Annotated in this window: 22 protein-coding genes; 12 read left to right on the plus strand and 10 right to left on the minus strand. The window is 74.2% G+C overall.

Features of this window, described 5'->3' with window-relative positions; translation table 11 throughout:
* Positions 1–114: 114 nt before the first annotated feature.
* Entirely contained in the window at positions 115–2,802 is a 2,688-nt protein-coding gene (locus ACFY0O_RS23645) for a serine hydrolase (protein ID WP_388949611.1), read from the plus strand.
* A gap of 51 nt (positions 2,803–2,853) precedes the next feature.
* Here ACFY0O_RS23645 and ACFY0O_RS23650 read toward each other — a convergent pair whose 3' ends face one another.
* Positions 2,854–3,432 (minus strand): XRE family transcriptional regulator, encoded by a 579-nt coding sequence (locus ACFY0O_RS23650; RefSeq protein ID WP_358892091.1) that lies wholly within the window; start codon positions 3,430–3,432, stop codon positions 2,854–2,856.
* A 132-nt stretch (positions 3,433–3,564) separates the two neighbouring features.
* On the opposite strand from ACFY0O_RS23650, the gene ACFY0O_RS23655 reads away from it, so the two are divergent.
* The 5 genes from ACFY0O_RS23655 (at position 3,565) to ACFY0O_RS23675 (ending at position 9,300) form a co-directional block, all read left to right on the plus strand.
* Positions 3,565–4,332, plus strand: a complete 768-nt coding sequence (locus tag ACFY0O_RS23655; RefSeq protein ID WP_358892092.1) for an ABC transporter permease subunit — start codon at positions 3,565–3,567, stop codon at positions 4,330–4,332.
* Positions 4,329–5,048 carry an ABC transporter ATP-binding protein gene (locus tag ACFY0O_RS23660; RefSeq protein WP_388949614.1) on the plus strand — a complete coding sequence of 240 codons (720 nt, stop codon included), beginning with the start codon at positions 4,329–4,331 and terminating at the stop codon, positions 5,046–5,048. The genes ACFY0O_RS23655 and ACFY0O_RS23660 overlap by 4 nt, the downstream gene beginning before the upstream one ends.
* Positions 5,049–5,264: 216 nt before the next feature.
* Positions 5,265–6,278: an ABC transporter substrate-binding protein gene (locus ACFY0O_RS23665; protein ID WP_388949616.1), complete on the plus strand. Its 1,014-nt coding sequence runs from the start codon at positions 5,265–5,267 to the stop codon at positions 6,276–6,278.
* Between the two features lie 78 nt (positions 6,279–6,356).
* A complete protein-coding gene (locus tag ACFY0O_RS23670; protein WP_388949619.1) occupies positions 6,357–7,466 on the plus strand; it encodes an aryl-sulfate sulfotransferase in 1,110 nt (369 codons plus the stop codon).
* A gap of 244 nt (positions 7,467–7,710) precedes the next feature.
* Positions 7,711–9,300 (plus strand): phospholipase, encoded by a 1,590-nt coding sequence (locus ACFY0O_RS23675; RefSeq protein ID WP_388949622.1) that lies wholly within the window; start codon positions 7,711–7,713, stop codon positions 9,298–9,300.
* A gap of 17 nt (positions 9,301–9,317) precedes the next feature.
* On the opposite strand, the gene ACFY0O_RS23680 is transcribed toward ACFY0O_RS23675, so the two are convergent.
* The 8 genes from ACFY0O_RS23680 to ACFY0O_RS23715 all read right to left on the minus strand — a co-directional run bounded on the left by ACFY0O_RS23680 (position 9,318) and on the right by ACFY0O_RS23715 (position 17,473).
* Positions 9,318–9,710, minus strand: a complete 393-nt coding sequence (locus ACFY0O_RS23680) for a hypothetical protein (protein ID WP_358892097.1) — start codon at positions 9,708–9,710, stop codon at positions 9,318–9,320.
* Between the two features lie 324 nt (positions 9,711–10,034).
* On the minus strand, positions 10,035–10,958 hold the full coding sequence (locus ACFY0O_RS23685; RefSeq protein ID WP_388949624.1) for a MurR/RpiR family transcriptional regulator: 924 nt from the start codon (positions 10,956–10,958) through the stop codon (positions 10,035–10,037).
* Between the two features lie 130 nt (positions 10,959–11,088).
* Complete coding sequence (locus ACFY0O_RS23690; protein ID WP_358892099.1) at positions 11,089–11,889, minus strand: hypothetical protein; 801 nt, start codon at positions 11,887–11,889, stop codon at positions 11,089–11,091.
* A complete protein-coding gene (locus ACFY0O_RS23695) occupies positions 11,889–13,154 on the minus strand; it encodes a VWA domain-containing protein (protein ID WP_388949627.1) in 1,266 nt (421 codons plus the stop codon). Before ACFY0O_RS23695 ends, ACFY0O_RS23690 begins: the two co-directional genes overlap by 1 nt.
* A gap of 110 nt (positions 13,155–13,264) precedes the next feature.
* Entirely contained in the window at positions 13,265–14,461 is a 1,197-nt protein-coding gene (locus ACFY0O_RS23700; protein WP_388949630.1) for a cytochrome P450, read from the minus strand.
* An 81-nt stretch (positions 14,462–14,542) separates the two neighbouring features.
* Complete coding sequence (locus ACFY0O_RS23705; protein WP_388949633.1) at positions 14,543–16,804, minus strand: HelD family protein; 2,262 nt, start codon at positions 16,802–16,804, stop codon at positions 14,543–14,545.
* A 196-nt stretch (positions 16,805–17,000) separates the two neighbouring features.
* On the minus strand, positions 17,001–17,150 hold the full coding sequence (locus ACFY0O_RS23710; protein WP_388949635.1) for a peptidase inhibitor family I36 protein: 150 nt from the start codon (positions 17,148–17,150) through the stop codon (positions 17,001–17,003).
* On the minus strand, positions 17,147–17,473 hold the full coding sequence (locus ACFY0O_RS23715) for a hypothetical protein (protein ID WP_388949636.1): 327 nt from the start codon (positions 17,471–17,473) through the stop codon (positions 17,147–17,149). The genes ACFY0O_RS23710 and ACFY0O_RS23715 overlap by 4 nt, the downstream gene beginning before the upstream one ends.
* A gap of 352 nt (positions 17,474–17,825) precedes the next feature.
* Between ACFY0O_RS23715 and ACFY0O_RS23720 the strand changes: the two genes are divergently transcribed.
* Together ACFY0O_RS23720 and ACFY0O_RS23725 are read left to right on the plus strand one after the other, a co-directional pair.
* Entirely contained in the window at positions 17,826–19,703 is a 1,878-nt protein-coding gene (locus ACFY0O_RS23720; RefSeq protein ID WP_388949638.1) for a galactose oxidase-like domain-containing protein, read from the plus strand.
* A 152-nt stretch (positions 19,704–19,855) separates the two neighbouring features.
* Positions 19,856–20,068, plus strand: a complete 213-nt coding sequence (locus ACFY0O_RS23725) for an acyl-CoA carboxylase subunit epsilon (protein WP_388949641.1) — start codon at positions 19,856–19,858, stop codon at positions 20,066–20,068.
* An 11-nt stretch (positions 20,069–20,079) separates the two neighbouring features.
* Here the strand turns inward: ACFY0O_RS23725 and ACFY0O_RS23730 are convergent, their stop codons facing one another.
* Positions 20,080–21,711 carry an FAD-dependent oxidoreductase gene (locus tag ACFY0O_RS23730; RefSeq protein WP_388949643.1) on the minus strand — a complete coding sequence of 544 codons (1,632 nt, stop codon included), beginning with the start codon at positions 21,709–21,711 and terminating at the stop codon, positions 20,080–20,082.
* Positions 21,712–21,919: 208 nt separating this feature from the next.
* Between ACFY0O_RS23730 and ACFY0O_RS23735 the strand changes: the two genes are divergently transcribed.
* From ACFY0O_RS23735 to ACFY0O_RS23750, 4 genes are all read left to right on the plus strand, one after another.
* On the plus strand, positions 21,920–23,005 hold the full coding sequence (locus tag ACFY0O_RS23735) for a SchA/CurD-like domain-containing protein (protein WP_388949646.1): 1,086 nt from the start codon (positions 21,920–21,922) through the stop codon (positions 23,003–23,005).
* A gap of 107 nt (positions 23,006–23,112) precedes the next feature.
* Complete coding sequence (locus ACFY0O_RS23740; RefSeq protein WP_358892108.1) at positions 23,113–23,559, plus strand: cupin domain-containing protein; 447 nt, start codon at positions 23,113–23,115, stop codon at positions 23,557–23,559.
* A complete protein-coding gene (locus tag ACFY0O_RS23745) occupies positions 23,556–24,827 on the plus strand; it encodes a beta-ketoacyl-[acyl-carrier-protein] synthase family protein (protein WP_388949649.1) in 1,272 nt (423 codons plus the stop codon). The genes ACFY0O_RS23740 and ACFY0O_RS23745 overlap by 4 nt, the downstream gene beginning before the upstream one ends.
* Entirely contained in the window at positions 24,824–26,062 is a 1,239-nt protein-coding gene (locus ACFY0O_RS23750) for a beta-ketoacyl synthase N-terminal-like domain-containing protein (protein ID WP_388949653.1), read from the plus strand. Before ACFY0O_RS23745 ends, ACFY0O_RS23750 begins: the two co-directional genes overlap by 4 nt.
* Positions 26,063–26,081: the final 19 nt, after the last annotated feature.

A 26,081-nucleotide genomic window follows, 5' to 3' on the forward strand; every position in this document is an offset into this window, starting at 1 on the left:
GCACGGAACGCGGGGGCCGGGTCGAACATCTAGGTGATCAGCGGGCCGGAGACGGCCATGCCGACATGACGGCGAGACCGGCACGGCCGGGTGTGAACAGCAAGGTGGACGTGGATGAAGGCGGAAACGGTGTCGGGCGGCGACGGAACCCTTGCCCTGGCCGGGCGGGAACGGGGCGGGGCGGACCCGGGCCCGGAGCGGGATGCCGACCCCGCCGCGGAAGGCGCGCCGTCCCCTGCCGCACCCGAGGACACGGACTCCGCCGCGCAGGAGACGGAGCCTCAGGCAGACGACACCTCCGCCGTGACGGCGCGGAAGCCGGCCGGCGCCGACGCGCCGGACACCGGGCGGGAGCCTGCCGGAACGCAGACGGCGCCGGGTGACGGTGCCGAGGGCGAGGGCGAGCCGGCTGACGCCGCCGCCGCACGGGAGGGCGCGGGACCGGGGGCCGATGACGGCCTTGCCCCGGGTGGGCCGGAGCAGACCGACGACGCCGCCGCCGCACGGGAGGGCGCGGGACCGGGGGCCGATGACGGCCTTGCCCCGGGTGGGCCGGAGCAGACCGACGGCGATGCCCAGGTCGGGCGGAAGCCCGCTGGTACGGAGACCGCACCGGCCGGCGACGAGCGCGAGCCGGCCGAGGGCACCGCGCCGTCGGCCGAGGCCCAGGACGCCGACACCGACACCGCGGCCGAGGCGGAGCTCGACGGCGAAGCCGCCGACCGGGAGGGCACCGCCCCGGAGCTGCCGACCCCGGGAGGGGAGGAGCCCCGCCGCGTCCCGGACGCCGCCGCCTCCGAACCCCCGGCCGGGGACGGTGCCCGTGCCGAGAAGGCGTCCCGTCCCGCGCAGGACGAGGCCCCCGGCCGGAAGCCGGCGGCCGAACCCCGGGACGCCGACCGCGCCGAGCCGGCGGCAGGTGCCGACACCCCGGGCGGACCCGGACCCGCGGAACGGCCTACGGCCGACGGCGCGGGCCCCGACGCCGCTGCCGGAGAGCGGGGGGCCCGTACCGCGAACGACACGGAGCCGGAGGGGAGCGAACAGCGGGGCTCCGGGGCCGGCGGCCCCGGCCCGCAGGCGGACGAGGACCCCGCGGCGCCCGCCGGCGGTTCGGCGCCCGTGCGCCGTCCCGCATGGGCGAAGCGGGACGAGCACCCGGACGGCACCGCACCGGCCCCTCGCCCCTCGTGGGCCAAGGGCGACGACGGGCGTCCCGAAGACGGACAGCGGGACCCCCGCCGCCCCGCCGGGGCCGAAGGCGGCCCGGCCTCCACCGAGCGGCAGCGCAAGAGCGAGGGCGAGGGTGAGGGCGAGTCCCGGGACCGCCCGACGGGAGAAGGGGGCGAGCCCCCCGAGCGGCGGAAGGACACGGCAGGCGGCCGGGCGGCCAAGACGCACGTCGGCCCCGTGCCGGCGCGGCCGCACGTCCCCGAGCGCACCAGCGAGTTCGCCGCACCCGCGGCCCGCCCGTCCGCCCCGGTGCTGGAGCCCACCCGGGAGACCCCCCGCCCGGCCCTCGACCTGCTCGCCGAGCTCACCAACACCCCTCCCCCACCGGAGACCCCGAGCCGTACCCTCACGCGCCGCGTCAAGGTGTGGACCCCGATCGTCCTGCTGCTCGGGGCTGCCGTCGCGGGCGGCCAGATGCTCCGCCCGCTCCCGGCGCCGCAGCTCGTCGCCGCGCAGGACTCGGTCACCCTGGACGGCACGCTGTCCCTCCCCTGGCCGGCCAAGGGGCAGGGGGCCGTCCGCTTCCCCGGGTCCGGTGAGATCGCCACGTTCGGCGAGCAGAAGCCCATGCCGACGGCCAGCATGGGGAAGGTGATGACGGCGTACGTCATCCTCAGGGACCACCCGCTGCGCAAGGGCGAAGCCGGTCCCCTCGTCGAGGTCGACGCGAAGGCGGTCGCCGACGGCCACGCCCAGGACGAGTCGACCGTCTCCACCCTCACCGTCGGGCAGAAGCTCGGCGAGCTCGACCTGCTCAAGATGCTGATGCTTCCGTCCGCCAACAACGTGGCCCGCCTGCTGGCACGTTGGGACGGCGGTGAGGAGGCCTTCATCGCGAAGATGAACGCGGCGGCCCGGGACCTCGGGATGCGCGACACCACGTACACGGACCCCAGCGGTCTGCAGTCCAGCACCGTCAGCACGGCCGTCGACCAGCTCAAGCTCGCCGAGGCGGTGATGCGGGACGAGGCCTTCCGCTCGATCGTCGAACTGCCCAGCGCCAAGATCCAGGGGCTGCCCGAGGCAATCAAGAACAGCAATACGCTCGTGACCGCGGACGGGCACGTCAAGGGAATCAAGACGGGGTCCAGCACCCCGGCCGGCGGCACCCTGATGTGGGCCGCGGAGAAGCAGGTCGGCGACGAGACCCCGTTGATCCTCGGCACGCTGATGGACCAGCACGCGCCCCCTCCGGACGTCAATGCCTACGACAGCCTCCAGCTGGTGCTGAAGAACAGCGGCAAGCTCGTCGAGGCCGTCCGCAAGGCCCTCGCCTCGACCCCCGTGATCCACAAGGGGCAGACGGTCGGCTACGTCTCCGACGGACTCGGCGGCCGGACCCCGCTCGTGGCCGCGAAGGACCTCTCGGTGATCGGCGTGCCGGGCCAGAAGCTGCGGCTCACGCTGGGCACGGCGGCCGGCAAGTCCGTGCCGCACGAGGCCAGGGAGGGCACCGAGGTGGCGCTGCTGACGGTCGGCGACGGCCTGGGCGCGAAGACCGTCCCGGTCGCGGTGGGCGAGCGGCTGGCGGAGCCCTCGTTCGGCACCCGGGTGACCCGGCTCTCCTGACGCCCCGTCGCCCTGCCGCCGGACCCCCGGCCCGGCGGATCGTGACGCCGCCTACGGGGTGGCGATGACCAGCAGGGTCCGGGCCGGGGCGGTGCTTCCTGCCAGGCCGCAGCGGTGGGGGACGTCGCCGCGGTGATGGGCGCTCTGGCCGGCCCGGAGGGTCAGGGGGTCCTCGCCGCGGACCTCCAGGACGATCTCGCCCTCCAGCACGTAGAGGAAGTCCTCGCCCGGGTGCTCGAACCACCCCCGTTCGCCCTGCCCGGGCTCGAAGTGGTGCTCGTACGCCTCCATCAGCCCGCTGCGGCCGCCCGGGATGAGGACCCGCGCCACCTGGCCGGCGGTCTCGGAGACGCGGATGACCTGGGGGTCGCTCTGATGGCTGATCACGCCCGGGCGCTCCGGGGGCCGCAGGAAGGTGCCGGGGGCCACGTCCAGGGCCTCGGCGATGCGGTAGATCGAGCTGAGGCTCGGGGTGGTCAGGCCGCGTTCCAGCTGGCTGAGGAAGGGCTGCGAGAGTCCTGAGCGGGTGGCCAGTGCGGCCATGGAGACGCGGCGTGCCGTGCGGCAGTCGCGGATCGCCTGGCCGACCTCGATCGCTTCGGGCGTGGGTTCGGTTCGGGGTCGGGACACGCTGGCGAACGTACCCCATCGGTTCCGGGGCCCCGGGTGGCGGCCGGAGGTTTCGTACTCCTGCAACAACCCGTTCATAAGCGTGGTCAATTATTGACCTCACTTATGGACGACCCCCCGAGGAGTACGACCGTGCACGCCACCCCCTCCCCCGCCGGCCGGGCCGGCCCCGCCCTGGCCGCGGCCTGCGCCGTGCTCGCGCTCTGGTCGCTGGCGGCCTGGTCCGGTGCGGTGGCTCCGGGGCTGCTGCCCGGCCCGGCCGCCACCGCGGCGGCGCTGGCCGACGGCGTCCGCAGCGGGGTCCTCTTCTCCGACCTCGGCGCGAGCCTCGCCCGCGCCGGCCAGGGTTTCGCGCTGGGCGCGGTGGCCGGCGGTGCGCTCGGGTTCGCCACCGGGTACCTGCCGAGGCTGTCGGCGGCCGTCACCCCGGTGGTCTCGTTCCTGCGCCCGATCCCCGCCATCGCCCTCGTGCCCCTGGCCACGGCCTGGTTCGGGATCGGCGAGAGCGCCAAACGGCTGCTGATCGCGTACGCCGTCGCCCTCGCGGTCTGGCTCTACGTCCACGACGGGGTCTCCCGCGTGCCGGTCTCGCACCTGCGGGCCGCCCGCACGCTCGGGGCGCCGCTGCACCGCCGGTTCACCGAAGTGCTGCTGCCCGCCGCCGCCCCCGCGCTGCTGGCGGCGCTGCGCTACGGGGCCTCGGTCGCCCTGCTGGCCCTGGTCGCCGCCGAACTGGGCGGCGCGGACAGCGGACTGGCGTACCGGCTCCAGGTGGACGGCCAGTTCCTGCGGGTGGACCGGATGTTCGCGGGGCTGATCGTCCTCGGCCTGCTCGGAGTGGCGGCCGACCTCGTACTGGCCGCCGTCGGACGCCGCTTCGTGCACTGGAGCGCGTCATGAGCCGGGAAGTGCGGCTGGAGGGGCTGTCGGTGGGGTACGGGTCCGGCGCGCCCGTACTGGAGCCGACGGACCTGGTGTTCCCGGCGGGCTCGTTCACCGCTCTGCTGGGGCCCAGCGGCTGTGGGAAGTCCACGGTGCTGGGGGCGGTGGCCGGCTTCGTCCGGCCGACGGCGGGGCGGGTGACGGCCGGTTCGGTACCGGTGCGGGAGCCGGGGCCCGAGCGGGGCGTGGTCTTCCAGCACTACGCGCTCTTCCCGTGGCGCACGGCCCTCGGCAACGTCGAGTTCGCGCTGAAGCGGCTCGGGCTGTCGCGGGCGGAGCGCCGCGAGAGGGCGCTGGCCGCGCTGGAGGAGGTCGGCCTCGCGGACGGGGCGCGCAAGTACCCGGCCCAGCTGTCGGGCGGCATGCAGCAGCGCGTCGCGCTGGCCCGCGCGCTGGCCGCGGAGCCGGAAGTCCTGCTGATGGACGAGCCGTTCGGGGCGCTGGACGCCCTGACGCGGGGCCGGATGCAGGAGCTGCTGCGGGAGCTGTGGCGGCGCAGGGGCACGACGGTGCTGTTCGTGACGCACGACATCGACGAGGCCCTGGCCCTGGCCGGGCGGGTGGTGGTGCTCGGCGGCTCGCCGGGGCGCGTCCTGGCCGACCACCCGGTCCCGCCGGGGCCCGCGGACCCGTCCCTGCGGACCCTGATCGCCGGACACCTGGGCACGGAGTGACCCCGCCACGGCCGGCCGCCGTCCCGTCCTCCCGGACCGGACTGCCGGGCTGCCGGGCTGCCGGGCTGCGCAAGGCGGCCCGGACCGTTCCCCCGCCACGCCCTGACCACACACCCCGGGCCACGCCCGGCCCAAGCGCACCGGCCGTACCCCGTTCCGGCCGGACGCCCCCACCCGCCGAATTCCTCTTCCCCACCCCCGAAAGGACCCCGTCCCATGCCCCGACCCCGACCCCGCGCGGCCGCCGCCGTGCTGCTCGCCGCCGTCCTGTCCCTGTTCGCCACCGCCTGCGGAAGCGGCGGCGCCGACGGCGGCGCGGGCTCCGGCGGGCGTCACCGCGTCACCATCGCCGGGAGCGACCAGCTCGGCGGGGCGCCCGTGTACCTCGCGCAGGAGCGGGGGCTGTGGGCCGCCGACGGGGTGGACGCCACCCTGACCACCCTGCCGACCGGGCGTGACGCGCTGAACGCCGTACTCGGCGGGCAGGCCGGGTTCGGGGTGGTCGGCGACCTCCCCGCCGTGACGGCGGCGCTCGGCGGGCGGGACGTTCGGATCGTCGCCGAGCTGTCCCGGTTCGCGGACTGGCGGCTGCTGACCCGTACCGACCACGGGGTCACCGGATTCGCCGCGCTCAAGGGGCACAAGGTCGGGGTCCCGCAGGGCACCAACGTCGAGTACGCGCTGAGCCGGATGCTCGCCTCCGCCCAGCTGACGGCCGCCGACGTCACGGTGGTCAACCTGGCCCCGAACCAGGTGCCCGCCGCCCTCGCCCGCGGTGACGTCGACGCCGGGGTGACCTTCCCCGGCTTCTACGAGGCCGCCCGCACCGCCCTCGGCGAGCGCTACGCCGAACTCCCCTTCACCGGCTACACCGCCCGCACCCTGCTCGTCGCCGGTCCCGGCGCGGACGACGCCGCGGCCACCGCCGTCCTGCGCACGGTGGTGCGCGCGCGGCAGGCCGGCGAGGCCGACCCGGCCGGCGCCCGGAAGGCGGTCGTGGCGCAGGCCAAGGGAGCGCTCCAGCCCGGCTACGTCGAGGCCTTCCAGCCCCGTTACGCGTACGGCCCGAGCCTGAGCCCCGAACTCCTGGCGCAGCTGGCCGACGAGGCCGCCTGGGCCAAGGCCGCCCAGGCGCTCGCGGGCCCCGCCGACCCGCAGTCCCTCCGTACGCGGCTGCGTCCCGCCCCGCTCCGGGCCGCGGACCCCGCCGCCGTCACCCTCACCGACTGACCCCGACCGACCGACCCCGACTCACCCCGACCGACCGGCCCCGACCGGCCGGCACCCTCGAAGGCAGAAGGAAACGCCATGACCGTCGACCAGAACACCCTCCGCCGCCGCGGCACCGGCCTGCGCGCCCACGATCCCGGGCGCAGCTACGGCGGCTACACCCTCTACACCCCGATCGCCGGCGACGGCCGGATCCACCTCGTCGACATCGAGGGCAAGTCCGCCCACACCTGGAACTCCCCACACCCGCCCGGCCGCCAGGCCCAGCTGCTCCCGAACGGGAACCTCTTCTACGCGGCCAAGGACACCTCGAGCCCGACCCTCTTCCCCATCTGGGACGTCTACCACGGCGGCATCCTCCAGGAGCTGGCACCCGACTCGACGGTGCTGCGCGAGGTCCGCCACCCCTTCCACCACCACGACGCGTCGGTCCTGCGCAACGGGAACCTGCTGATCACCACCGTCGAGCCGCTCGACCCGGCCGACGCGGCCCGCATCCGCGGCGGCATCCCCGGCTCGGAGGCGCCGGGCGGGGTGGTCTACGGGGACGTGGTGTACGAGCTGACCTGGGAGGGCGAGACCGTCTGGCGCTGGGCGGCGATCGACCACCTCGACCCCGAGGAGGTGCCGCTGAACCGGCACTTCGCCCGCGAGCACTGGCCGATGGCCAACACCGTCAACGAACTGGCCGACGGCGGGATCGTGGTGGGCTTCCGCAGCGCCTCGACGACCGTGGCCGTGGACCGCGCCGACGGCTCTGTCCGCTGGAGCATCGGCCCCGACGTGCTGGCGCAGCAGCACCATCCGCACGAGCTGCCGGGCGGGAACATCCTCGTGTTCGACAACGGGACGTATCGGGACACGACGTCGGTGCCGTACTCGCGGGTACTGGAGCTGGATCCGGCCACGGGTGAGCAGGTGTGGTCGTACGAGGACAACCCGCCGCAGAACTTCTACAGCCCGTACATGTCCAGCGCGCAGCGGCTGCCGAACGGGAACACGTTCATCGCCGAGGGCTCCTTCGGCCGGCTCTTCGAGGTGACCCCGGAAGGGGATGTGGTCTGGGAGTTCGTCGTCCCGGAGTTCGGCTCCTTCAGCGAGGGGACGGGCCTGGAGTCCTCGCGCGGTGCGCAGAACTCGGTGTTCCGCGCCTACCGTTACGCCGCCGAGCAGCTGCCCTGGCTCTGACGGCCCCGGGCGCGCGGCGAGGCGTTCCACCGGCGGGATCCGGCCACCCGGGTCCCGCCGGGCGGCCGTCCGCGGCCCCGAGGGGGGCACCGGCGGCCGGGCGGGGGTGGCCGGAAGCAGACCAGGCCGGATGAACGGGACCTTACGGGCTGGTAACTTGCGCGAGTCGATCAAGGCCGGAGCGCGGATCCCTCCCGGTACCGCGCCTTCCGGTCCGAGCCACCCCCCTTACCTAGGAACCACATTGGCACGCACCGTCCGCACGACGGCCCTCTCGCTCGCGCTCCCCTTCGCCCTGCTCCCCGCCGTCCCGGCCTTCGCCGACTCCTCCCCCACCCCGCACCTGGACTCCGTCGAGCAGGCCGTGCGCCAGTCCTCGCCCGGCCTTGAGGGCTCGGTCTGGGAGCGCACCTCGGGCAACCGCCTCGGCGCCTCCGCTCCCGGCGGCTCCGACTGGCTGCTCCAGACGCCCGGTTGCTGGGGCGACGCCTCCTGCTCCGACCGTCCGGGGTCGCGCCGGCTGCTGGACAAGATGCGCGAGGACATCGGCAGGGCGAAGCAGAGCGTGGACATATCCACGCTGGCGCCCTTCCCCAACGGGGCCTTCCAGGACGCGATCGTGGCGGGGCTGAAGGAGTCGGTGCGGCAGGGCAACCGCCTCCAGGTGCGCGTCCTGGTCGGCGCCGCGCCGGTCTACCACGCCAACGTGATCCCGTCCTCCTACCGTGACGAGCTGATCGGCAAGCTGGGTCCGGCGGCCGCGGACGTCACCCTCAACGTGGCGTCGATGACGACCTCGAAGACCGGGTTCTCCTGGAACCACTCCAAGCTGGTCGTGGTCGACGGCGGAGCCGTCATCACCGGCGGCATCAACAGCTGGAAGGACGACTACCTCGACACCGCGCACCCGGTGAACGACGTGGACCTGGCGCTGTCGGGCCCGGCCGCGGGCTCCGCCGGCCGCTACCTCGACACCCTGTGGGACTGGACCTGCCGCAACAAGAGCAGCTGGTCCACGGTCTGGTTCGCGTCCTCGAACGACGCCGGCTGCATGCCCACCCTCCCCCGGCCCGCCGCTCCGGCCGGCGGCGGCGACGTCCCGGCCCTGGCGGTGGGCGGCCTGGGGGTGGGCATCCGCGACCGGGACCCGGTCTCGGGGTTCAACCCGGTCCTGCCCACCGCCTCCGACACCAAGTGCGGCATCGGGGTGCACGACTACACCAACGCCGACCGGGACTACGACACGGTCAACCCGGAGGAGAGCGCCCTGCGCGCGCTCGTCGCCAGCGCCAAGAGCCACGTGGAGATCTCCCAGCAGGACCTCCACGCGACCTGCCCGCCGCTGCCCCGCTACGACGTCCGCCTCTACGACACCCTGGCCGCGAAGCTGGCCGCCGGGGTCAAGGTGCGCATCGTCGTCAGCGACCCGGCCAACCGCGGGGCGGTCGGCAGCGGCGGCTACTCGCAGATCAAGTCCCTCGCCGAGGTGGGCGACGCGCTGCGCGGCAGGCTGACCGCGCTGACCGGGGACGAGCGCACGTCGAAGGCGGCGATGTGCCAGAACCTGCAGCTCGCGTCGTTCCGGGCCTCGGACAAGGCGACGTGGGCGGACGGCAAGCCGTACGCCCAGCACCACAAGCTGGTTTCCGTGGACGACGCGGCCTTCTACATCGGTTCGAAGAACCTGTACCCGTCCTGGCTCCAGGACTTCGGCTACGTGGTCGAGAGCCCGGCGGCCGCGCGGCAGGTGGCGGACTCGCTGCTGGCGCCGCAGTGGAAGTACTCACAGGCGACCGCGACGTACGACTACGCGCGCGGCCTCTGCGGGAACTGACGGGCCGGGAGCCCGGGTCAGCGCCTGCGCTGGCCCGGGGTGGCCGCCGTGAGCAGCAGCGCCTCGGAGACCAGGCGCGCTCCCCGGGAGAGCCGGCCGAGCTGTTCGAGCTCGATGGCGTACATCCGGATGGTGTTCTCGATGACCGACTCGGCGACGCCCATGGTCGGCAGCTCGGCCCGGCTGGTGTGCAGGGCCACGCGGACCGCGCGCATCTCGTGCTGGAGCTGGAGCTGTACGTGCCGGGCGAGCAGGGCGTGGTGACGGGTCAATGTCAGGTAGCTGCCGTAGCGGGCCGGGAGGAGGTCGCGCAGCCAGCGCGTGGCGCTGCGCTCCCAGTCGTGCGTGCCGGGGGCCTTGACCTGGAGGGGCCAGTCCGGGCTGCGCGTGAGGGTGGCCGTCTGGGGCATTCTCGTCACTTCCGAGGGGTGTGGACTCTGATCGAGAGACTGCAGAAGGGGGGCGGCCTCGGCCCAGGGGTTGACCGAGGCCGCCAGGGGCGCTCCTCCGGGGGATCCGTAAGCCCTGACCCGACACCCGGTTCCGCCGTGAGGAGGTTCGGCGTACTGGGTGCCTGTTCGAGGCGGGCGCGGGGAACGTCCGCCTTGGCGTCGATGGGATCCGGAGCGCCTGCGTCAGTAAACATATATACCGTCGAGTAAGCAAGGGTATGAAAAATTTCATGCATACCCGAGGTGTGAATATCCCTGGTTCACAGGCGGTGAAATCCACCCCTACAGGAAGAAACCGTGCTGGTCGGCGGCCTGCTCGTACTGTTCGAGCCGGGCCTGGGTCCGCTCGGGGTCGGCGTCGGCCATGGCCTGGAGCAGGGCCGCGGAGAGCATGCCGGGGGCCGCGTAGGAGTCGAAGACCAGGCGTGAGCCGGTGCCGGAGGTCAGCACCACGTCGGCCTCCTCGACCAGCGGGCCCACCGTGGGGTCCGTGATCAGGACCACGCGCAGGCCGGTGCTGCGGGCCGCCCGCAGCGCGGCCAGGGTCTCGTTGGCGTGCCGGGGCATGGCAAAGGCCAGCACCCAGCTGCCGCCCGCCGCCCGCGACTGGAGCAGGGCGTCGTAGGCCACGCTGCCGCCCCGGGTCACCAGGCGCACGTCGGGGTGGATGCGGCGGGCCGCGTAGGCGAAGTACTCGGCGAGGGAGACGGAGATCCGCAGGCCCAGGACGGTCAGCGGGACGGAGCGGGCCAGGTCGCGGCCGATGCCGAGCACCCGGTTGGTGTCGGCGAGCAGGCGCCGGACGCTCTCCAGGTTCTCGATCTCGGCGTCGACGGCGGCCTGGAGCTCGTTGTGGCGGATCTGCTCGCGGGTGTCGGCGGTGCCTCCTGCCACGGCGCTCAGCGCCATCGGCTGGAGCACCTCGCGCAGGGCCGGATAGCCGCTGAAGCCCAGGGAGGCGGCGAACCGGGTCACGGAGGGCTGGCTGACCCCGACCCGCTCGGCGAGTTCGGTGATGGACAGGAACGCCGCCTCGGTGAGGTGGTCGATCAGGTACTGGGCGATCCGCCGCTGGCCCGGGGAGAGGCGGCGGCCGTCGAACAGCGCGAGGAGCCGGTCGGCCGCCGGCTTCTCCCGCTCCGGGGGCGGGCTCTGGCCGGGCGTGATCGCGGCCGCCTGCGCGCGTGCCTGCTGCCCCGATGACACCGGCGGCCTCCTTCTCACGTCACTCTCCCCCCAACATAGCCCACGCTCCGTGGCCGGATGATCGTCCGGCAGGGCCCGGGGCACCCCGCGGGTGCGCCGCACCGGTACGCGGTACCGGTGCGGCGCCGGTTCAGCCCTGGGGCCGGGTGGGACGGCCCGAACCCCTGGTCAGGGTGTAGCCGTAGATGCCCGCGAGGGCGCCGAGCACCCCGCCGGCGGCGGTCCACAGCCAGCGGTCGGACCACCAGCCGCCCGACCAGCCGCCCTCCGGGGCCCGCGCCTCGCGCTGCGCCTCCGAGGCGCCCGCGATGCCCGGGACCAGCGGCGCGCCCAGGGCGGAGTCCACCATCTGCGCCCCGCCGGTGTCCTTCGCCTCGGCCTCGACCTGGGCCTTCACGGGCAGGCCGTGGTCGTCCTCGGGCACGCCGACGACCGTCAGGCGGACGTAGTAGCTGCCCGGCAGCGGGTCGTCCGACCAGGGCTCGGCCCCGGAGCGGACCGTGCGCAGGGTGCAGGAGAGCTCCGCGGTGGCGGCCTCCTTGGCCACCGCCACGTGCTGGTTGCCGTAGGTGCAGGGCTGGCGGCGGCGCAGGCCGTCGTACAGGTCGAGCTGCCAGGTCTGGGCGCCGTGCCGGGACGCGGACTCGGGCAGCGTCACGGTGGCCCGTACGGTGAGCCGCTGGCCGCTGTCGGCGGGCACCGCCCAGTACAGGTAGTCGCCGGTGGACGCCGCGGCGGTGGCCTTCTGGCCGGGCCGGAAGAGGGCCGCGGTGCGGAAGCCCGTGCCCGCCTCGGTCGGGGCGCCGCCGTCCTTGCCGGTGCTCCCGCCCGCGCTGGGCGTGGGGGTCGGGGCGGCACTGGCGGCGGCCGCCGGGGCCAGCAGGGCCGCGCCCGCGAGGAGGGCGGCGGCCAGGGTGCGTACGGTACGCATCAGTTGGTCCTCCAGACGGAGATGCGCCAGCGCGAGATCCAGCCCCAGACCAGGCCGGCGAGCAGGCCGGTGAGGACCAGCAGGCCGAGCAGCCACCAGCCGCGGCCGAGGCCGAAGGAGGCGATGTCGGAGCCGCCGTCGGGCCCGTCGACCAGGTCGACGGTCAGCTCGACGGGCATGCCGGGGGCGGTCTTGACGGCCGGCCCGGCGGAGAAGGAGTTGCTGACCTGGAGGCAGACGGTCTCGGGCTTGTCCTCCTCGTCCCCGTCCGCTCCGGCCTTCGGGTAGCGCAGACCGGTGGAGATCACGTCGGTGCGGCCGTCGCCGGCCTCGGAACCGCGGACGATCTCCCGGCCGTGGGCGGTGGTCGCGCGCAGCAGGATCCCGTAGTCGTTGTTGACGGCCCGGTCGGCGCCGATGCTCACCGAGGCGCGCAGTTCCTGGCCGGGGCGGACGTCGACCTTGTACCAGCGGTGCTCGCCGAAGGTCTCGCGGTCGCTGTAGAGGCCCGCCTTCAGCGCCGGGGCGTTCTCGCAGCTCTTGGCGCCCTCGGTGGCCACCGGGGTGGCGACGGGGTCGGCGGCCCGGGTGACGAGCTGTCTGACCCTGCCGGAGAGTTCGGCGGTGTGCGCGACGGAGGTGTAGGTGCCTCCGGTGGCCTCGGCGATGCAGGTCAGCTGGGAGCGGGTCTTGGCGTCGGGGACGAGGCCGAGGGTGTCCACGACCAGGTGGATGCCCTTGGCGGCGATCTCGCGGGCCACTTCGCAGGGGTCGAGCGGGGCGCAGGTGTCCTCGCCGTCGGTGATGAGCACGATCCGGCGGGTGGCGTTGCCCCCGTCCAGGTCCTGGGCGGCGGCCTGGAGGGCCGGGCCGATGGGGGTCCAGCCGGTCGGGGCGAGGGTGGCGACGGCGGTCTTGGCCTCGGTGCGGTTGACCGTGCCGACGGGGTAGAGCTGCTTGGTGTCCTTGCAGCCGAGCGCCCGGTCCTCGCCCGGGTAGGTGGCCCCCAGGGTCCTTATGCCCAGGCGGACTTCGTCGGGTACCGCGTCGAGGACCTCGTTGAAGGCCTGCTTGGCAGCGGCCATGCGGGACTGGCCGTCGATGTCGTTGGCGCGCATGGAGCCGCTGGCGTCGAGCACGAGCTCGACCTTGGGCGGCTCCTTGGCCGGCCCGTCGGCAGCGGCGGCGGTCTGCGGGAGGAGTCCCGCGCTCAAGGCGACGAACAGGCCGAAGGCCCCGGCCGCCAGCCGTTTTCTTGTGATCATCGCCGGATCGTATTGAGGATCCGGGCGGGAGGCCAAACCGTGTTCCGGCGGGCGGTCTTCGCCGCCGCCGGGCGCCCCCGCGCGGGTGCGGGGCGCGGCGGCGGCCGCCGCTACCAGCGCACGGGAAGGTTCCTGACGCCGTGCATCAGGCTGCCCGGGAGCCAGGCGAGGGGTCCGGCGGAGGGGTCGAGGGCCAGGTCCGGGAAGCGTTCCAGCAGGCCGCGCAGGGCGATGGCGCCCTCCATGCGGGCGAGGGGCGCGCCGATGCAGAAGTGCAGTCCGTGTCCGAAGGCGAGGTGGCCGCCGGTGGGGCGGCGGATGTCGAACACGTCGGGCTCGGGGAAGCGTTCGGGGTCGCGGCCCGCCCCGGCCAGGGAGACCAGGACGACCTGGCCGGGCGGGATGGGCGTGCCGCCGATCTCCACCTCCTTGGCGGTGTAGCGGTAGGTGGCGTTCTGCACGGGGCCGTCGTAGCGGAGCATCTCTTCGACGGCCCCGCCCAGGAGTCCGTCGTAGTCGGCGCGGAGGGCGGCCAGTTGGTCGGGGTGGGCGAGGAGGGCCCGTACGCCGTTGGAGATCAGGTTGACGGTGGTCTCGTGGCCGGCGACCAGCAGCAGGTAGGCCATGCCGATGAGTTCGTCCGGGGAGAGGGAGTCGCCGCCCTCGTCGCGGGTCCGGATCAGGGCGCTGAGCAGGTCCTCGCCGCCGTCTTCGGCCTTGGCCTCGACCAGGTCGGCGAGGTAGGCGCTCAGGTGCTGGTGGGCCTCGTTGCCCGTGGTGCCGGGTTCGGGGGCGACGACGTCGGTGGACCAGCGGTGGAAGCTCTCGCGGTCGAGGTCGGGGACGCCGAGGAGCTCGCAGATCACCGTCATGGGCAGCGGGAAGGCCAGGTCCCGGACCAGGTCGGCGGTGCGGCCGGGGCGGGCGGCCATCGCGTCGAGGAGGCCGTCGGTGACCCCCTGGACGCGCGGGCGCATCGCCTCCACCCGGCGGGAGGTGAACTCGCGGGCCACCAGGCGGCGCAGCCGGGTGTGGCGGGGCGGGTCGGACTCCAGCATGTTGGTGTTGGCGGCGGTGGGCTCGATGTCGGGGAACAGGTCGGTGGTGCGCCAGTCCTTGAGGAGGTCGGGGTGGGTCAGGGCCTGGCGGGCCTCTTCGTAGCCGACGACCAGCCAGTACGGCTCGTTCGAGCGGCCGGCCGAGTCGGTGACCCGGTGCACCGGGCCGGCCGCGCGCAGCGCCGCGTAGAAGGAGTGGGGGTCGGAGTCGAAGTCCGGGGCGGCGAAACTGATGTCCACGACAGGCATCGCTCCACAGTACGGGCCGAACTCCCGCTGGGGACGGGCGGATTCGGCCACCGCCGGGTCGGGTGGCCGGTCCGCCCGCCATCAGGCGGCGAGCCCCTGCGGGAGGGGTCCGGTGTGGACGACGCCCAGGTGCTGGGTGGCGCGGGTGAGGGCGACGTAGAGGTCGCTCGGAGGGAACCGGGCGGGTTCGGCCACGATCACCGTGTCGAATTCCAGGCCCTTGGCCTGGCGCGGGTCGAGGAGGACCACGGGCCGCGTGAGGTCGGGCTCCTCCCCCGCCCGTACGCCGGGCAGGGCCGCGGCCAGCTCCGGGTGCAGGGGGCGCGGGGCGATGACCGCGAGCCGCCCCTCGGCGGGGGCGCTCTCGCGCACGGCCGCGGCGACGGCCGCCGCGAGGTCTCCGGTCGCGCGCACCCAGGGCCGTGCGCCGGTGGAGCGCACCGAGCGGGGCGGTTCGAAGCCGGGGTGGTGGTGGCGCAGCACGGCCGCGGCGACCTCCATGATCTCTGCGGGGGTGCGGTAGTTGACGCCGAGCCGGACGCGCTCGAAGCGGTCGCCCACGTACGGGTCGAGGATGCGCTTCCAGGAGCCGCAGCCCGCCTCGTCCCCGGTCTGCGCCGGGTCGCCGACGAGGGTCATGGAGCGGGTGGGGCAGCGGCGCATCAGCAGCCGCCAGGCCATCTCGGACAGTTCCTGCGCCTCGTCGACGATGACGTGCCCGAAGGCCCAGGTCCGGTCGGCGGCGGCGCGTTCGGCGGTGGTGCGGTGGTCGGCCTCCTCGTGCCGTTCGGCCATCCGCTCGGCGTCGATGACGTCGTGGGCGGCGAGGTACTCCTTCTCCATGTCCTCGAACTCGTAGGACTCCGAGCCCAGGGAGAGGTCGAGGACGCCCTGGGCGTAGGCGACGCGCTCCAGCCGGTCGCGCTCGGCGGCGGCCCGTTCGGCGGTGTCGTCGACGCCGAGGAGTTCGGCGGCCTCGTCGAGGAGCGGGACGTCGGCGGGGGTCCAGTCCTCCGCCGCGCCGGACGGTCGCCTGATCAGCGCGGCGTCCTCGGCGGACAGGTGGGTGGGGTCGGCGAGGAAGTCGGACACCAGCTGCCGGGGCGTCAGGTGGGGCCAGAGGGTGTCGATGGCGGCGTGTACGTGGGCGCTGGTGGCGATCTCCTTGCCGAGCTGGGCGACGTCGTCGGGGCCGAGGAGGTTGGGGCCGCCGTAGGGGTCGGCGCCGAGCCGGTCGGCGAGCTGTTCGGTGAGGGCGTCGATGACGGCGAAGGCGAAGTAGGGGCGGGCCAGGTTGTGGGGCAGGCCGGTGCCTCGGGCCCGGTCGCGGGCGGCGTGGGCCATGGTGCGGTCCAGCAGCAGGGTGCCGTAGTCGTCGTGGTCGATCTCCAGGGCGGGCTCGGGGACGAGGTCGTTGTCCTCGCCGCTGCCCGCGGGGACGCCCTCGGGCAGGGTCTGCCGGTCGGCGACGACCCGGGCGAGGACCTCGGCCATGGCGGCGCGGCCCTTGACCTGGGCGGCTCCGGGACGGTCGGCGGCGGTGGCGTGGACCCCGGGGAACAGGTCGCCGGGGGCGGCGAGGAGCACTCCGGTCTCGCCGAGGGAGGGCAGGACCTCCCCGATGTAGCCGAGGAAGGCGGGGTTGGGGCCGACGATGAGCACCCCGCGCTTGCCGAGGAGCTCGCGCTGGGCGTAGAGGAGGTAGGCGGCGCGGTGCAGGGCGACGGCGGTCTTGCCGGTGCCGGGGCCGCCTTCGACGACCAGGACGCCCTGGTGGGGGGAGCGGATGACGCGGTCCTGCTCGGCCTGGATGGTCTGCACGATGTCGTGCATGCGGCCGGTGCGGGCGGCGTCGAGCGCGGCGAGGAGCACGGCGTCGGCGTCGGCGCCCTCGTAGCCGGTGCGCTCGGTGTCGGTGAGGTCGAGGATCTCGTCGTGGAGGGCGGTGACCTCCCTGCCCCGGGTGGTGATGTGGCGCCGGCGGCGCAGGCCCATGGGGACGTGGCCGGTCGCGAGGTAGAAGGGGCGGGCGACGTCGGCGCGCCAGTCGAGGACGAGCGGGGTGCGTTCGCTGTCGTCCCGTCTGATTCCGATCCGGCCGATGTGGTGGTCGCGGCCGTCGGAGAACTCGAGGCGGCCGAAACAAAGGCCGTGCTCGGCGGCGTTCAGGGCGGAAAGCAGTCCGGACTGCTCGGCGACCATCACATCACGTTCGAGGCGTGCCTGGAATCCGTTGCCGCTCTCGGCGAGGGCGCCCTGGACGGCGCGTCCGGCCTTGTCCCGCAGGTCTTCGAGGCGCGCGTAGAGCATGTCGATGAATTGCTGCTCGCTGTGGAATTCCATGTTTGACAATTTCGCTCCCTGCGCGATACGATGTGCCTGCAAAGCTTCGTCACGCCTACTTCCAAGTCTAGGCGTGAATCACCGAATATACGCAGACGCGCGCCCCGGACGTCAATTCGTCCGGGGCGTTTTCCGTATGTCCGCAGGTGCGTCCGCAGGCCTCCCCCGGGCCGGGGCCGGGGGAGGCGGGAGGGGGTCAGCGCAGGTCGAAGCTGACCGAGGAGGCCTTGTCGTTCATTCCGTCGCCGACGTAGGCGTTGTAGCCGTAGTAGGTCTGGTGGGCGCCGCGGAAGTCGTTGTGCTCCCACAGGGTGATCGGACAGGTGATGCCCTGCGCCGAGCTCACGGTGTCGTTCCACCACTTGGACAGGTCGTTGAACTCGGGTAGCGCCAGTTGCAGCCGACGCTCCCGCGGAAGGTGAACTCGCTGCCGCCCGAGTTCGAGTCGCTCCAGATCTTGCCGAGGTCCTTGTACTCGGCCTGGGCGCCCAGTTCGGCGGCCTGGGCCTTGGTGGCGAAGCAGCCGCCCTCGCCGGTGTCGACGACCAGCGTGCAGAACTTCGGGGCCTCGGGGGCGGGCTGCGGGCTCGCGGCGGAGGCCGGGGTGGCGGCCGCGGCCGGCACGAGGGCCGTGGCGGCGAGGGCGAGGGAGGACCGGACCATGCGCATGACTGCTCCTCATATCGGTGGATACGAAAGTGCGTACGGCGCCGTGCGCCCAGGGGGCCCGGTCCCGGATGGCGGGATCACGGCGGGCGGCGGAGGCCCGGCCCCGGGGTGCGGGCGGGCGCCGGGAAGCGACGGGTGGTGCGGCGGGGGCGCACGTGGCCGAAGCCGCCCGCCCGTGCCGTACCCGGCCCCGCGCGGCCGAATGTTCCGATACGGGTGAACGGCGTCGGCCCTGACACTCGTACGAGGCAGGAGGTTCGCGTCATATGAGGGGATATGTCGTAGATCTTCTAGCATGGCGATCCTCCCGCGCCCTGCCGTCCCGGGCGTCGCACACCGAGGAGCGCGTCGTATGCCCCCCACAGCCCGCCGGTCCGCCGCCCCCTCCGCCGCCCTGTCGGCCGCGCTGGCCGCCGCCCTGGCCGCGAGCGCGTTCCTCTCCGCGCCGCCCGCCTCGGCCCACGACGCCGGCCCCGGATCCGAGGCCGGCGTCGGCCACGGCCACGGCCACGAGCAGGCCGACGCCGCCGCCGAAGCCGAAGCGGCCCTCATCGGCGCCGACCACGCCCGGGCCCACGCGGAACGGCGCGACGCCGCCGCCGGGGCCGCCGAGTACCCGCAGGCCACCCGCACCGCCGGCCTGGCCGCGCTGACGAAGTCCCAGGCCGCGGCCAACAAGGCCTTCTCCGCCGCCCGGGACGGCCGGTTCGCGGAGTTCTTCCCCTCCCCCGACTTCGGCGTCCACCTCGCCCAGCTCCCCACCGGCAAGGTGCTGCTCTTCTCCTTCGAACGGGTCGAGGTCAACCCCACCAAGGAGACCGGCCCCACCGACCGCATCGGCCGGACCAACGCGGGCCGCGCCTTCCTGTGGGACCCGTCCCGGGGCACGGGGGCGCGGGCCTTCAGGGAGGTCCGGCCGCCCACCGTGCTGATGCCGGACGGCACCTACGTCCCGCGCCCCGCGCCGTTCTTCTGCGCCGGACACGCCTTCCTGCCCAACGGGATGCTAGCGGTCTTCGGGGGCAACGCGGGCGGCAAGGGCGGCAGCGGGGCGAAGCTCTCCTTCGTGTTCGACCCCTGGACCGAGACCTGGTTCCGCAACCGGGACATGTCCGTGGGCCGCTGGTACCCCTCGGTGGTCACCGGCGCCGACGGCCGCCAGACCGTCATGTCGGGCCAGTCCGAGCGCGGCACCGGAACCCCCACCCCGGTGGTGGAGCGGTTCCCGGCGAAGGGGCTGCCGGTGCCGTGGCGGACGTACGACATCCCGGCGGGCATGGCAGTGGAGCGGTTCCGGGCGGACGCGCCCTTCCGCAACGACTACCCGCACCTGTTCTCGCTGCGCGACGGCATGATCTACGGGCTGGGCCGCGACGCCGACCAGCAGTGGCTGTTCGACCCGGTGAAGGAGACCCGGACCGGCCTGCCCCGGCGCCCCGCGGACTTCCGGGGCTACGGGTCGGCCGTGCCGCTCCCCGCGGGCCTGCGCGGCCCGGACTCGGTCCTCGTCCTGGGCGGCGACCCGCAGGACCCGAACACCTACAAGCTGTCGGGCCGGCGCTGGACCACCGAGGAGCCCCGGGCCTTCGGCCGCACCCAGGACGACACCCTGATCCTGCCGGACGCCACACTGCTCACCGTCAACGGAGCCCTGAGCACCCGCGACTACGGCCACGGCCCCTTCAACCCGCAGGCCGACCTCAAGTACCGGCACACGGAACTGCGCGACGCCCGCGGCCACTGGCGGCTCGGCCCGGCCCAGCGGCTGCCGCGCGGCTACCACTCCAACGCCCTGGTGATGCCGGACGGGCGGGTGATGGTGACCGGTGACGAGCTCCAGCAGATCGCCAACGACCCCGACATCCGGGACGCGATGGACGGCAGCATCGAGATCTACGAGCCCGCCTACCTCCACCAGGGCGGCGCCCGCCCGGCCCTGGACCGGGTCCCCCGGGGCGAACTCGCGCACGACGCCCTCTTCGAGGTCCGCAGCCGGACCGCCTCCACCGTCCGCCGGGCCGTCCTGCTGGCGCCGACGACGGTCACCCACGCCGTCAACACCAGCCAGCGGCACCTGGAGCTCGCCGTCACCGCCGTCCGGGGCGAGACCCTGACCCTGCGCGCCCCGCGCACCGCGGCCGACGCCCCGCCCGGGTACTACATGCTCTTCCTGCTGGACGGGCGCGGGGTGCCGAGCACCGCCCGCTGGGTGAAGCTGGGCCACCGCTAGAGGGCCGCGCGGCCGCGTCGCCCGGACGGCTGTGGACAACCCCCGTCCGGCGCGACACGCCCACGTTCGGCCCCGTAGCGTCGTCAGCGTCGGGCCCGGCCCTGATCCGCCGGAGGCCCCAGGGGGACAGCTCCTGCCGAGAGGCCGTCACGATGCGAAGCGAAGACGCGATATCCAGCCTGCTCCGGGTCCACCGGGGCACCGCCTGCCCCGAGGAACTGGCCGCGATCACGGTCGTGGTCGCCTGCCTCGCGGGCCGGACCGGCCGGCCGCCGGCCTCCCCGGGGCACGCCGTGAAGCACCGCCGCCCGCAGCCGCGGCCCGGGGGCCACGGCTGCTGGGCGGGGTGCTGGGCCTGCCGCTGAGCGGAACGCCCTCAGGCGCGCCGCAGGACCCGGGTCAGCGCGTCCAGCAGCTCCCCGCGCGGATCGGCGCAGGCGCCCTCCGCGCGCCAGGCGACGAACCCGTCCGGGCGGACGAGGACGGCTCCGTCGGCGGCCAGTTCGTGCAGCTCCGCCCAGTCGGCGCCGTCCGGCTGGACCAGGTCGGCCTCCGGCGCGGAGCCGACCGTGTAGGCGTCCAGGCGTGCGCCGAGCTCCCGCGCGACCTGGCCGGCGGCCTCCTGCCAGGGCGTGCCCGGGCTGCTGAGCAGGACGAAGGAGGTCTCGTACAGGTCGAGCAGGGAGATCCGCTGCCCGGCCCGCGTCAGCCACATGTGCGGGGCGCGGGTGCCGACGTCGCCCTTGAGGCGCATGGTCTCGGGGATGATCGGCCGGTCCGGGTCGCCGCCGACGACGGCCCCCTCGGGGTAGCAGTAGCCCATGGCGGTGGTGAGGACGCCGCTGCCGGGGCCGCCGCCCATGGTGGGGGGCGGTACGTATCCGGGGTGGCTGTGCTCGGCCGAACGGGCGGAGGCGCGTTCGCTGGTCGCGAGGGCGACGGGGAGCCGCTCGTCCTCGTAGGTGTGCAGCAGGCCGGGTCCGGCGGAACCGTTCAGCACGGCGGCGATCTTCCAGGCGAGGTTGTGCGCGTCCTGGATGCCGGTGTTGGAGCCGAAGGCCCCGGTCGGGGACATCTCGTGCGCGGCGTCGCCGACCACGAAGACCCGGCCGACGGAGTACTGCTGCGCGACGCGTTCGGCGGCGTGCCAGGGGGCCTTGCCGCCGATCTCCACGTCCAGGTCGGGCACCCCGATGGCGCCCCGGATCTGGGCGATGCAGCGCTCCTCGGTGAAGTCCTCCAGGGTCTCGCCCGTCTCCGGGTGCCAGGGGGCGTGGAAGACCCACTGGGTCTCGTTGTCCACCGGCAGGAGCGCGCCGTCGGCGCCCGGGCGCATCAGGTAGCAGACGATGAAGCGCAGGTCGCCCAGGAGACCGGCGAGGCGTTCGGAGCGGAAGACGATGCTGACGTTGTGGAACAGCTCGCCGCTGCCGGCCTGGCGGATGCCCAGGGCCTCGCGGACGGGGCTGCGCGGTCCGTCGGCGGCGATCAGGTAGTCGGCGCGGACGGTGACGTGCTCGCCGGTCTCCCGGTCCTTGACGAGGGCGCTGACCCCGTCGGCGTCCTGGTCGAAGCTCATCAGCTCGGTGGAGAAGCGCACGTCGGCACCCTGGGCGCGGCTCTGCGCGGCCAGGACCGGTTCGATGTTGTTCTGGCTGCACAGGCACCAGCCGGTGGGGCTGAAGCGGGCGAGCGCCCCGGTGGGGTCGACGGCCTTGATGAGCCACTTGTGCTCGCCGCCGATGAGCGCCTGTGTCTGCAGGATCCCCTGGTTGGCCTCCAGGGCGGAGGCCTCCTTGCGGATGGCGGGTTCGACCCCGGCCGTGCGGAACAGCTCCATCGTGCGGGCGTTGATCCCGCGTCCGCGCGGGTGGACGGAGGTTCCGGCGTGCTTCTCGACCACCATGTGCCTGATGCCGTGGCGGCTCAGGAACAGCGAGGTGGAGAGGCCCACGAGGGAACCGCCCACGACGAGGACCGGTACGCGGACATCGGCATGCTCTTCCATCGGCTGCGGGCTCCTGTTTCGTGTGGGGGGAGTGCAAGGGCCAGTCGACGGCTTATGCCCCCGATCAGCCTTCTTGTCCGGGCGAGTCGCGTCTTGTCACCCGCTTGATCCGGAGATGTCGCGATCCTTACCCGGGCGGATGACGATGAGCGACAGCGGCGGCCCCGCGTGCGCGCCGGCGTCCGTGCCCCCACGAAGGAGTGAGCAGATGACAACCACCCTGTCCGAACGGGTGTCGCAGTCCGCGTTCGACGGCTCCATGCTCCGGGTCGTCCTGCTGATGGACCTCCACGAGGGCGCCCAGCAGCGGTTCTTCGAGGCCTACGACCGCCTCAGGCACGACATCGCCTCGGTGCCCGGGCATCTGGGCGACCAGCTCTGCCAGTCCTTCGAGAACCCCTCGCAGTGGCTGATCACCAGTGAGTGGGAGAGCGCGCCGCAGTACCTCGCCTGGGTCAACAGCGAGGAGCACGCCGAGCAGGTCAAGCCGCTGGGCGCCTGCGCCCGCTCGATGCGCCCGCTGAAGTTCACGGTGCTGCGCGAGACCGGCCGGCGCTACGAAGCCCCGCAGGCGGGGTTCGGCGGGCGGCTGCAGGACGGGCCGCGGCTCGGCGAGGGGATCGTGCGGCACGCGCTGACGTTCACGGTCAAGCCGGGCAGCGAGCAGAAGGTCGCCGACCTGCTGTCCTCGTACTCCTCCCCGGCCGCCCGCGTCGACGAGCACACCCGGCTGCTGCGCACCTCCCTGTTCATGCACGGCAACCGGGTGGTGCGGGCGGTGGAGGTGCAGGGCGACCTGACGGCCGCGCTGCGGCACGTCTCGGAGCAGCCCGAGGTGCGGGCCGTGGAACAGGCCATCAACCCGTACCTGGAGCAGGACCGGGACCTGACCGACCCGGAGTCCGCCCGGATGTTCTTCATGCGCGCGGCCCTCCCGGCCGTCCACCACGTCGCCGCGCACGGCCCGCAGCCGGACCGGATCACCCGGCACGCGCTGTTCTACCCGGCCAAGCCGGGCTGCGGCCCGATGGTCGCCCGGTTCCTCGCCCGCCAGGACGAGGCGGCGGCGAAGATCCCCACCAGTCCGGTGCTGAGCAGCAGCATCTTCCAGCGGGACGACGTCGTGGTCCGGCTGCTCGACGTGAGCGGGCCGGCCGACGGCCGTTTCGCGGGTGGCTTCGGCCTGGACGGCCCGCGCGGCGCGGCGGTGCTGGACCGGATGCTGGCCGGCGCTCCGCACGCCCCGTACCCCATGGACCTGATCACCGACCGCCGGGCCCCGGCGCAGGCCTGACCCGGACGGGCGGGCCCACCCCCCGCGGGTGCCCGCCCCGGCCCCGAACCACCCACCCCCACCGGCAGCCCGTGAGAGGGCTCCCGTCCGCCAGGAGGAAGTCCGCCGTGACCCAACATCACCCGCGCATCGTCGACCTCAGCGAGACCCAGCCCAACCGCAGGCGCGGAGGCGATCTGCGCGCCGTCCTCACCCCGACCTCGGTGGGCTCGACCAGCGGATTCATGGGGCTGGCGGTGATGGCCCCGGGCGAGTCGATCGCGGAGCACTACCATCCGTACTCCGAGGAGTTCGTGTACGTGGTCGCCGGCACGCTGGAGGTCGACCTCGACGGGGAGACCCACCCGCTGCGCACCGACCAGGGGCTGCTGGTCCCGCTGAACATGCGCCACCGGTTCCGCAACGTCGGCTCCACCGAGGCGCGGATGGTCTTCCACCTCGGTCCCCTCGCCCCGGATCCGAAGCTCGGGCACGTGGACACCGAGGAGGCGCCGAACCCGGACGCCACCGCCTGGGCGGAGCGGCCGCCGGAGCGCACGGGAGCGGTCTCGTGAGCCGCCGGCGGGTGGCCGTCACGGGGGTGGGGGTGGTCGCCCCCGGCGGTATCGGCGCCCCCGCCTTCTGGGACCTGCTGTCCAACGGGCGTACGGCGACCAGGGGCATCACCCTCTTCGACCCGGACGGCTTCCGCTCCCGGATAGCCGCCGAGGTCGACTTCGACCCCTCCGAGCACGGTTTCACCGAGGACGAGGCGGCGCGGGCGGACCGGTACATCCAGTTCGCCCTGGTCGCGGCCCGCGAGGCGGTGGCCGACTCCGGCCTGGAGCTGGACGGCGAGAGCGCCTGGCGCACCGGCGTGTCCCTGGGCACGGCGGTCGGCGGCACCACCCGGCTGGAGCACGACTACGTGGACGTCAGCCAGCGGGGCGCGTGGTGGGACGTGGACCACCGCCTCTCCTCCCCCTTCCTGCACCGGGCCTTCACCCCCGCCACCCTCGCCTCGGCGGTGGCGGAGCAGACCGGGGCGCGCGGTCCGGTCCAGACCGTCTCCACCGGCTGCACCTCGGGGCTCGACGCCGTCGGGTACGCGGTGCACTCCATCCAGGAGGGCCGGATGGACGTCTGCATCGCGGGCGCCTCCGACTCCCCGGTCTCCCCCATCACCGTGGCCTGCTTCGACGCCATCAAGGCGACCTCGGCGAACAACGACGACCCGGCGCACGCCTCGCGGCCCTTCGACGCCGACCGGGACGGGTTCGTCCTCGGCGAGGGCGGGGCCGTGCTGGTCCTGGAGGAGCTGGAGCGGGCGCGGGCCCGCGGCGCCCGGATCTACTGCGAGATCGGCGGGTACGCCACCTTCGGCAACGCCCACCACATGACGGGGCTGACGGCCGAGGGCCTGGAGATGGCCCGGGCGATCGAGACGGCGCTGGCCCAGGCCCGGGTCGACGCCCGGGAGATCGACTACGTCAACGCGCACGGCTCCGGCACCAAGCAGAACGACCGCCACGAGACGGCGGCCGTGAAACGGGTGCTCGGGGACCACGCCTACAAGACGCCTATGACCTCCATCAAGTCCATGGTGGGGCACTCGCTCGGCGCCATCGGGGCGATCGAACTCGCGGCCTGCGTCCTGGCGATGACCCATCACGTGGTCCCGCCGACCGCGAACTACGAGACGCCCGACCCGGAATGCGATCTGGACTACGTGCCGCGCACCGCGCGGGAGCACACCCTGCGCAACGTGCTGTCGGTGGGGAGCGGCTTCGGCGGCTTCCAGTCCGCCGTGGTCCTGACCCAGCCCAAGGAGGTACGCGCGTGAAGAGCCGTACTGCCGGTCCCGTGGCGGCCGTCACCGGTATCGGAGTGGTCGCGCCCAACGGGATCGGCGCGGAGGCCTTCTGGAAGGCCACCCAGTCCGGGGACAGCGTCCTGGACCGGGTGACCCGGCAGGGCTGCGAGCACCTTCCGGTGCGGGTGGCGGGCGAGGTGCGGGGCTTCGACCCGGGCTCGCTGGTCGAGGAGCGGTTCCTGGTCCAGACGGACCGCTTCAGCCACTACGCGCTGGCCGCGGCCGACCTCGCGCTGGAGCACGCCCGGATGGGCCGTGCCGACTACGAGGACGACCCGTACGCCGTGGGCGTGGTGACGGCGGCCGGGTCGGGCGGCGGCGAGTTCGGGCAGCGCGAGCTCCAGCGGCTGTGGGGGCAGGGCCCCCGCTACGTCGGCCCGTACCAGTCGATCGCCTGGTTCTACGCGGCCAGCACCGGCCAGATCTCCATCCGGCGCGGGTTCAAGGGCCCGTGCGGGGTGGTCTGCGGTGACGAGGCGGGCGGCCTGGACGCCTTCGCGCACGCCGTGCGGGCGCTGCGGCAGGGCAGCCGGGCGATGCTGGTCGGCGCGACGGAGGCCCCCCTGGCCCCCTACTCGGTGGTCTGCCAGGTGGGGTACGAGGGGCTGAGCACCGCGGACGACCCGGAGCGCGCCTACCGGCCCTTCACGGCGAAGGCCTGCGGGTTCGTCCCGGCCGAGGGCGGCGCCATGTTCACCGTCGAGGACGCGGCCGCGGCCGCGCGGCGGGGTGCGCCGGTCCGGGCCCTGGTGGCCGGGCACTGCGCCACGTTCACCCCGCCGGGCCGGCCGGGCGACTCCGAGGGGCTGGCGCACGCCGTCCGCGGCGCGCTGCGGGAGGCGGGCTGCGCGCCGGAGGAGGTGGACGTGGTCTTCGCGGACGCCCTGGGCACGCCCGAGGCGGACGCGGCCGAGGCCGCGGCGCTGCGGTCGGCGCTGGGGGCGCACGGGTCGAAGGTGCCGGTGACGGCGCCCAAGACCGGAACCGGACGGGCGTACTGCGCGGCCGGGACCCTGGACGCGGCCGCCGCGGTCCTGGCGCTGGAGCACGGTGTCGTGCCGCCCACGCCGAACGTCTTCGACGTCTGCCACGACCTCGACGTGGTCACCGGCAGCGCCCGCGTCGCCCCCGTGCGGACCGCGCTCGTCCTGAGCCGCGGCCGGATGGGGTCCAACGCGGCACTCGTGCTGCGCAAGGGGCCGTGAGGCCGGAGCGCAGTGATCC

The sequence above is a fragment of the Streptomyces sp. NPDC001594 genome, from assembly GCF_042893675.1.
Classification (GTDB): Bacteria; Actinomycetota; Actinomycetes; order Streptomycetales; family Streptomycetaceae; genus Streptomyces.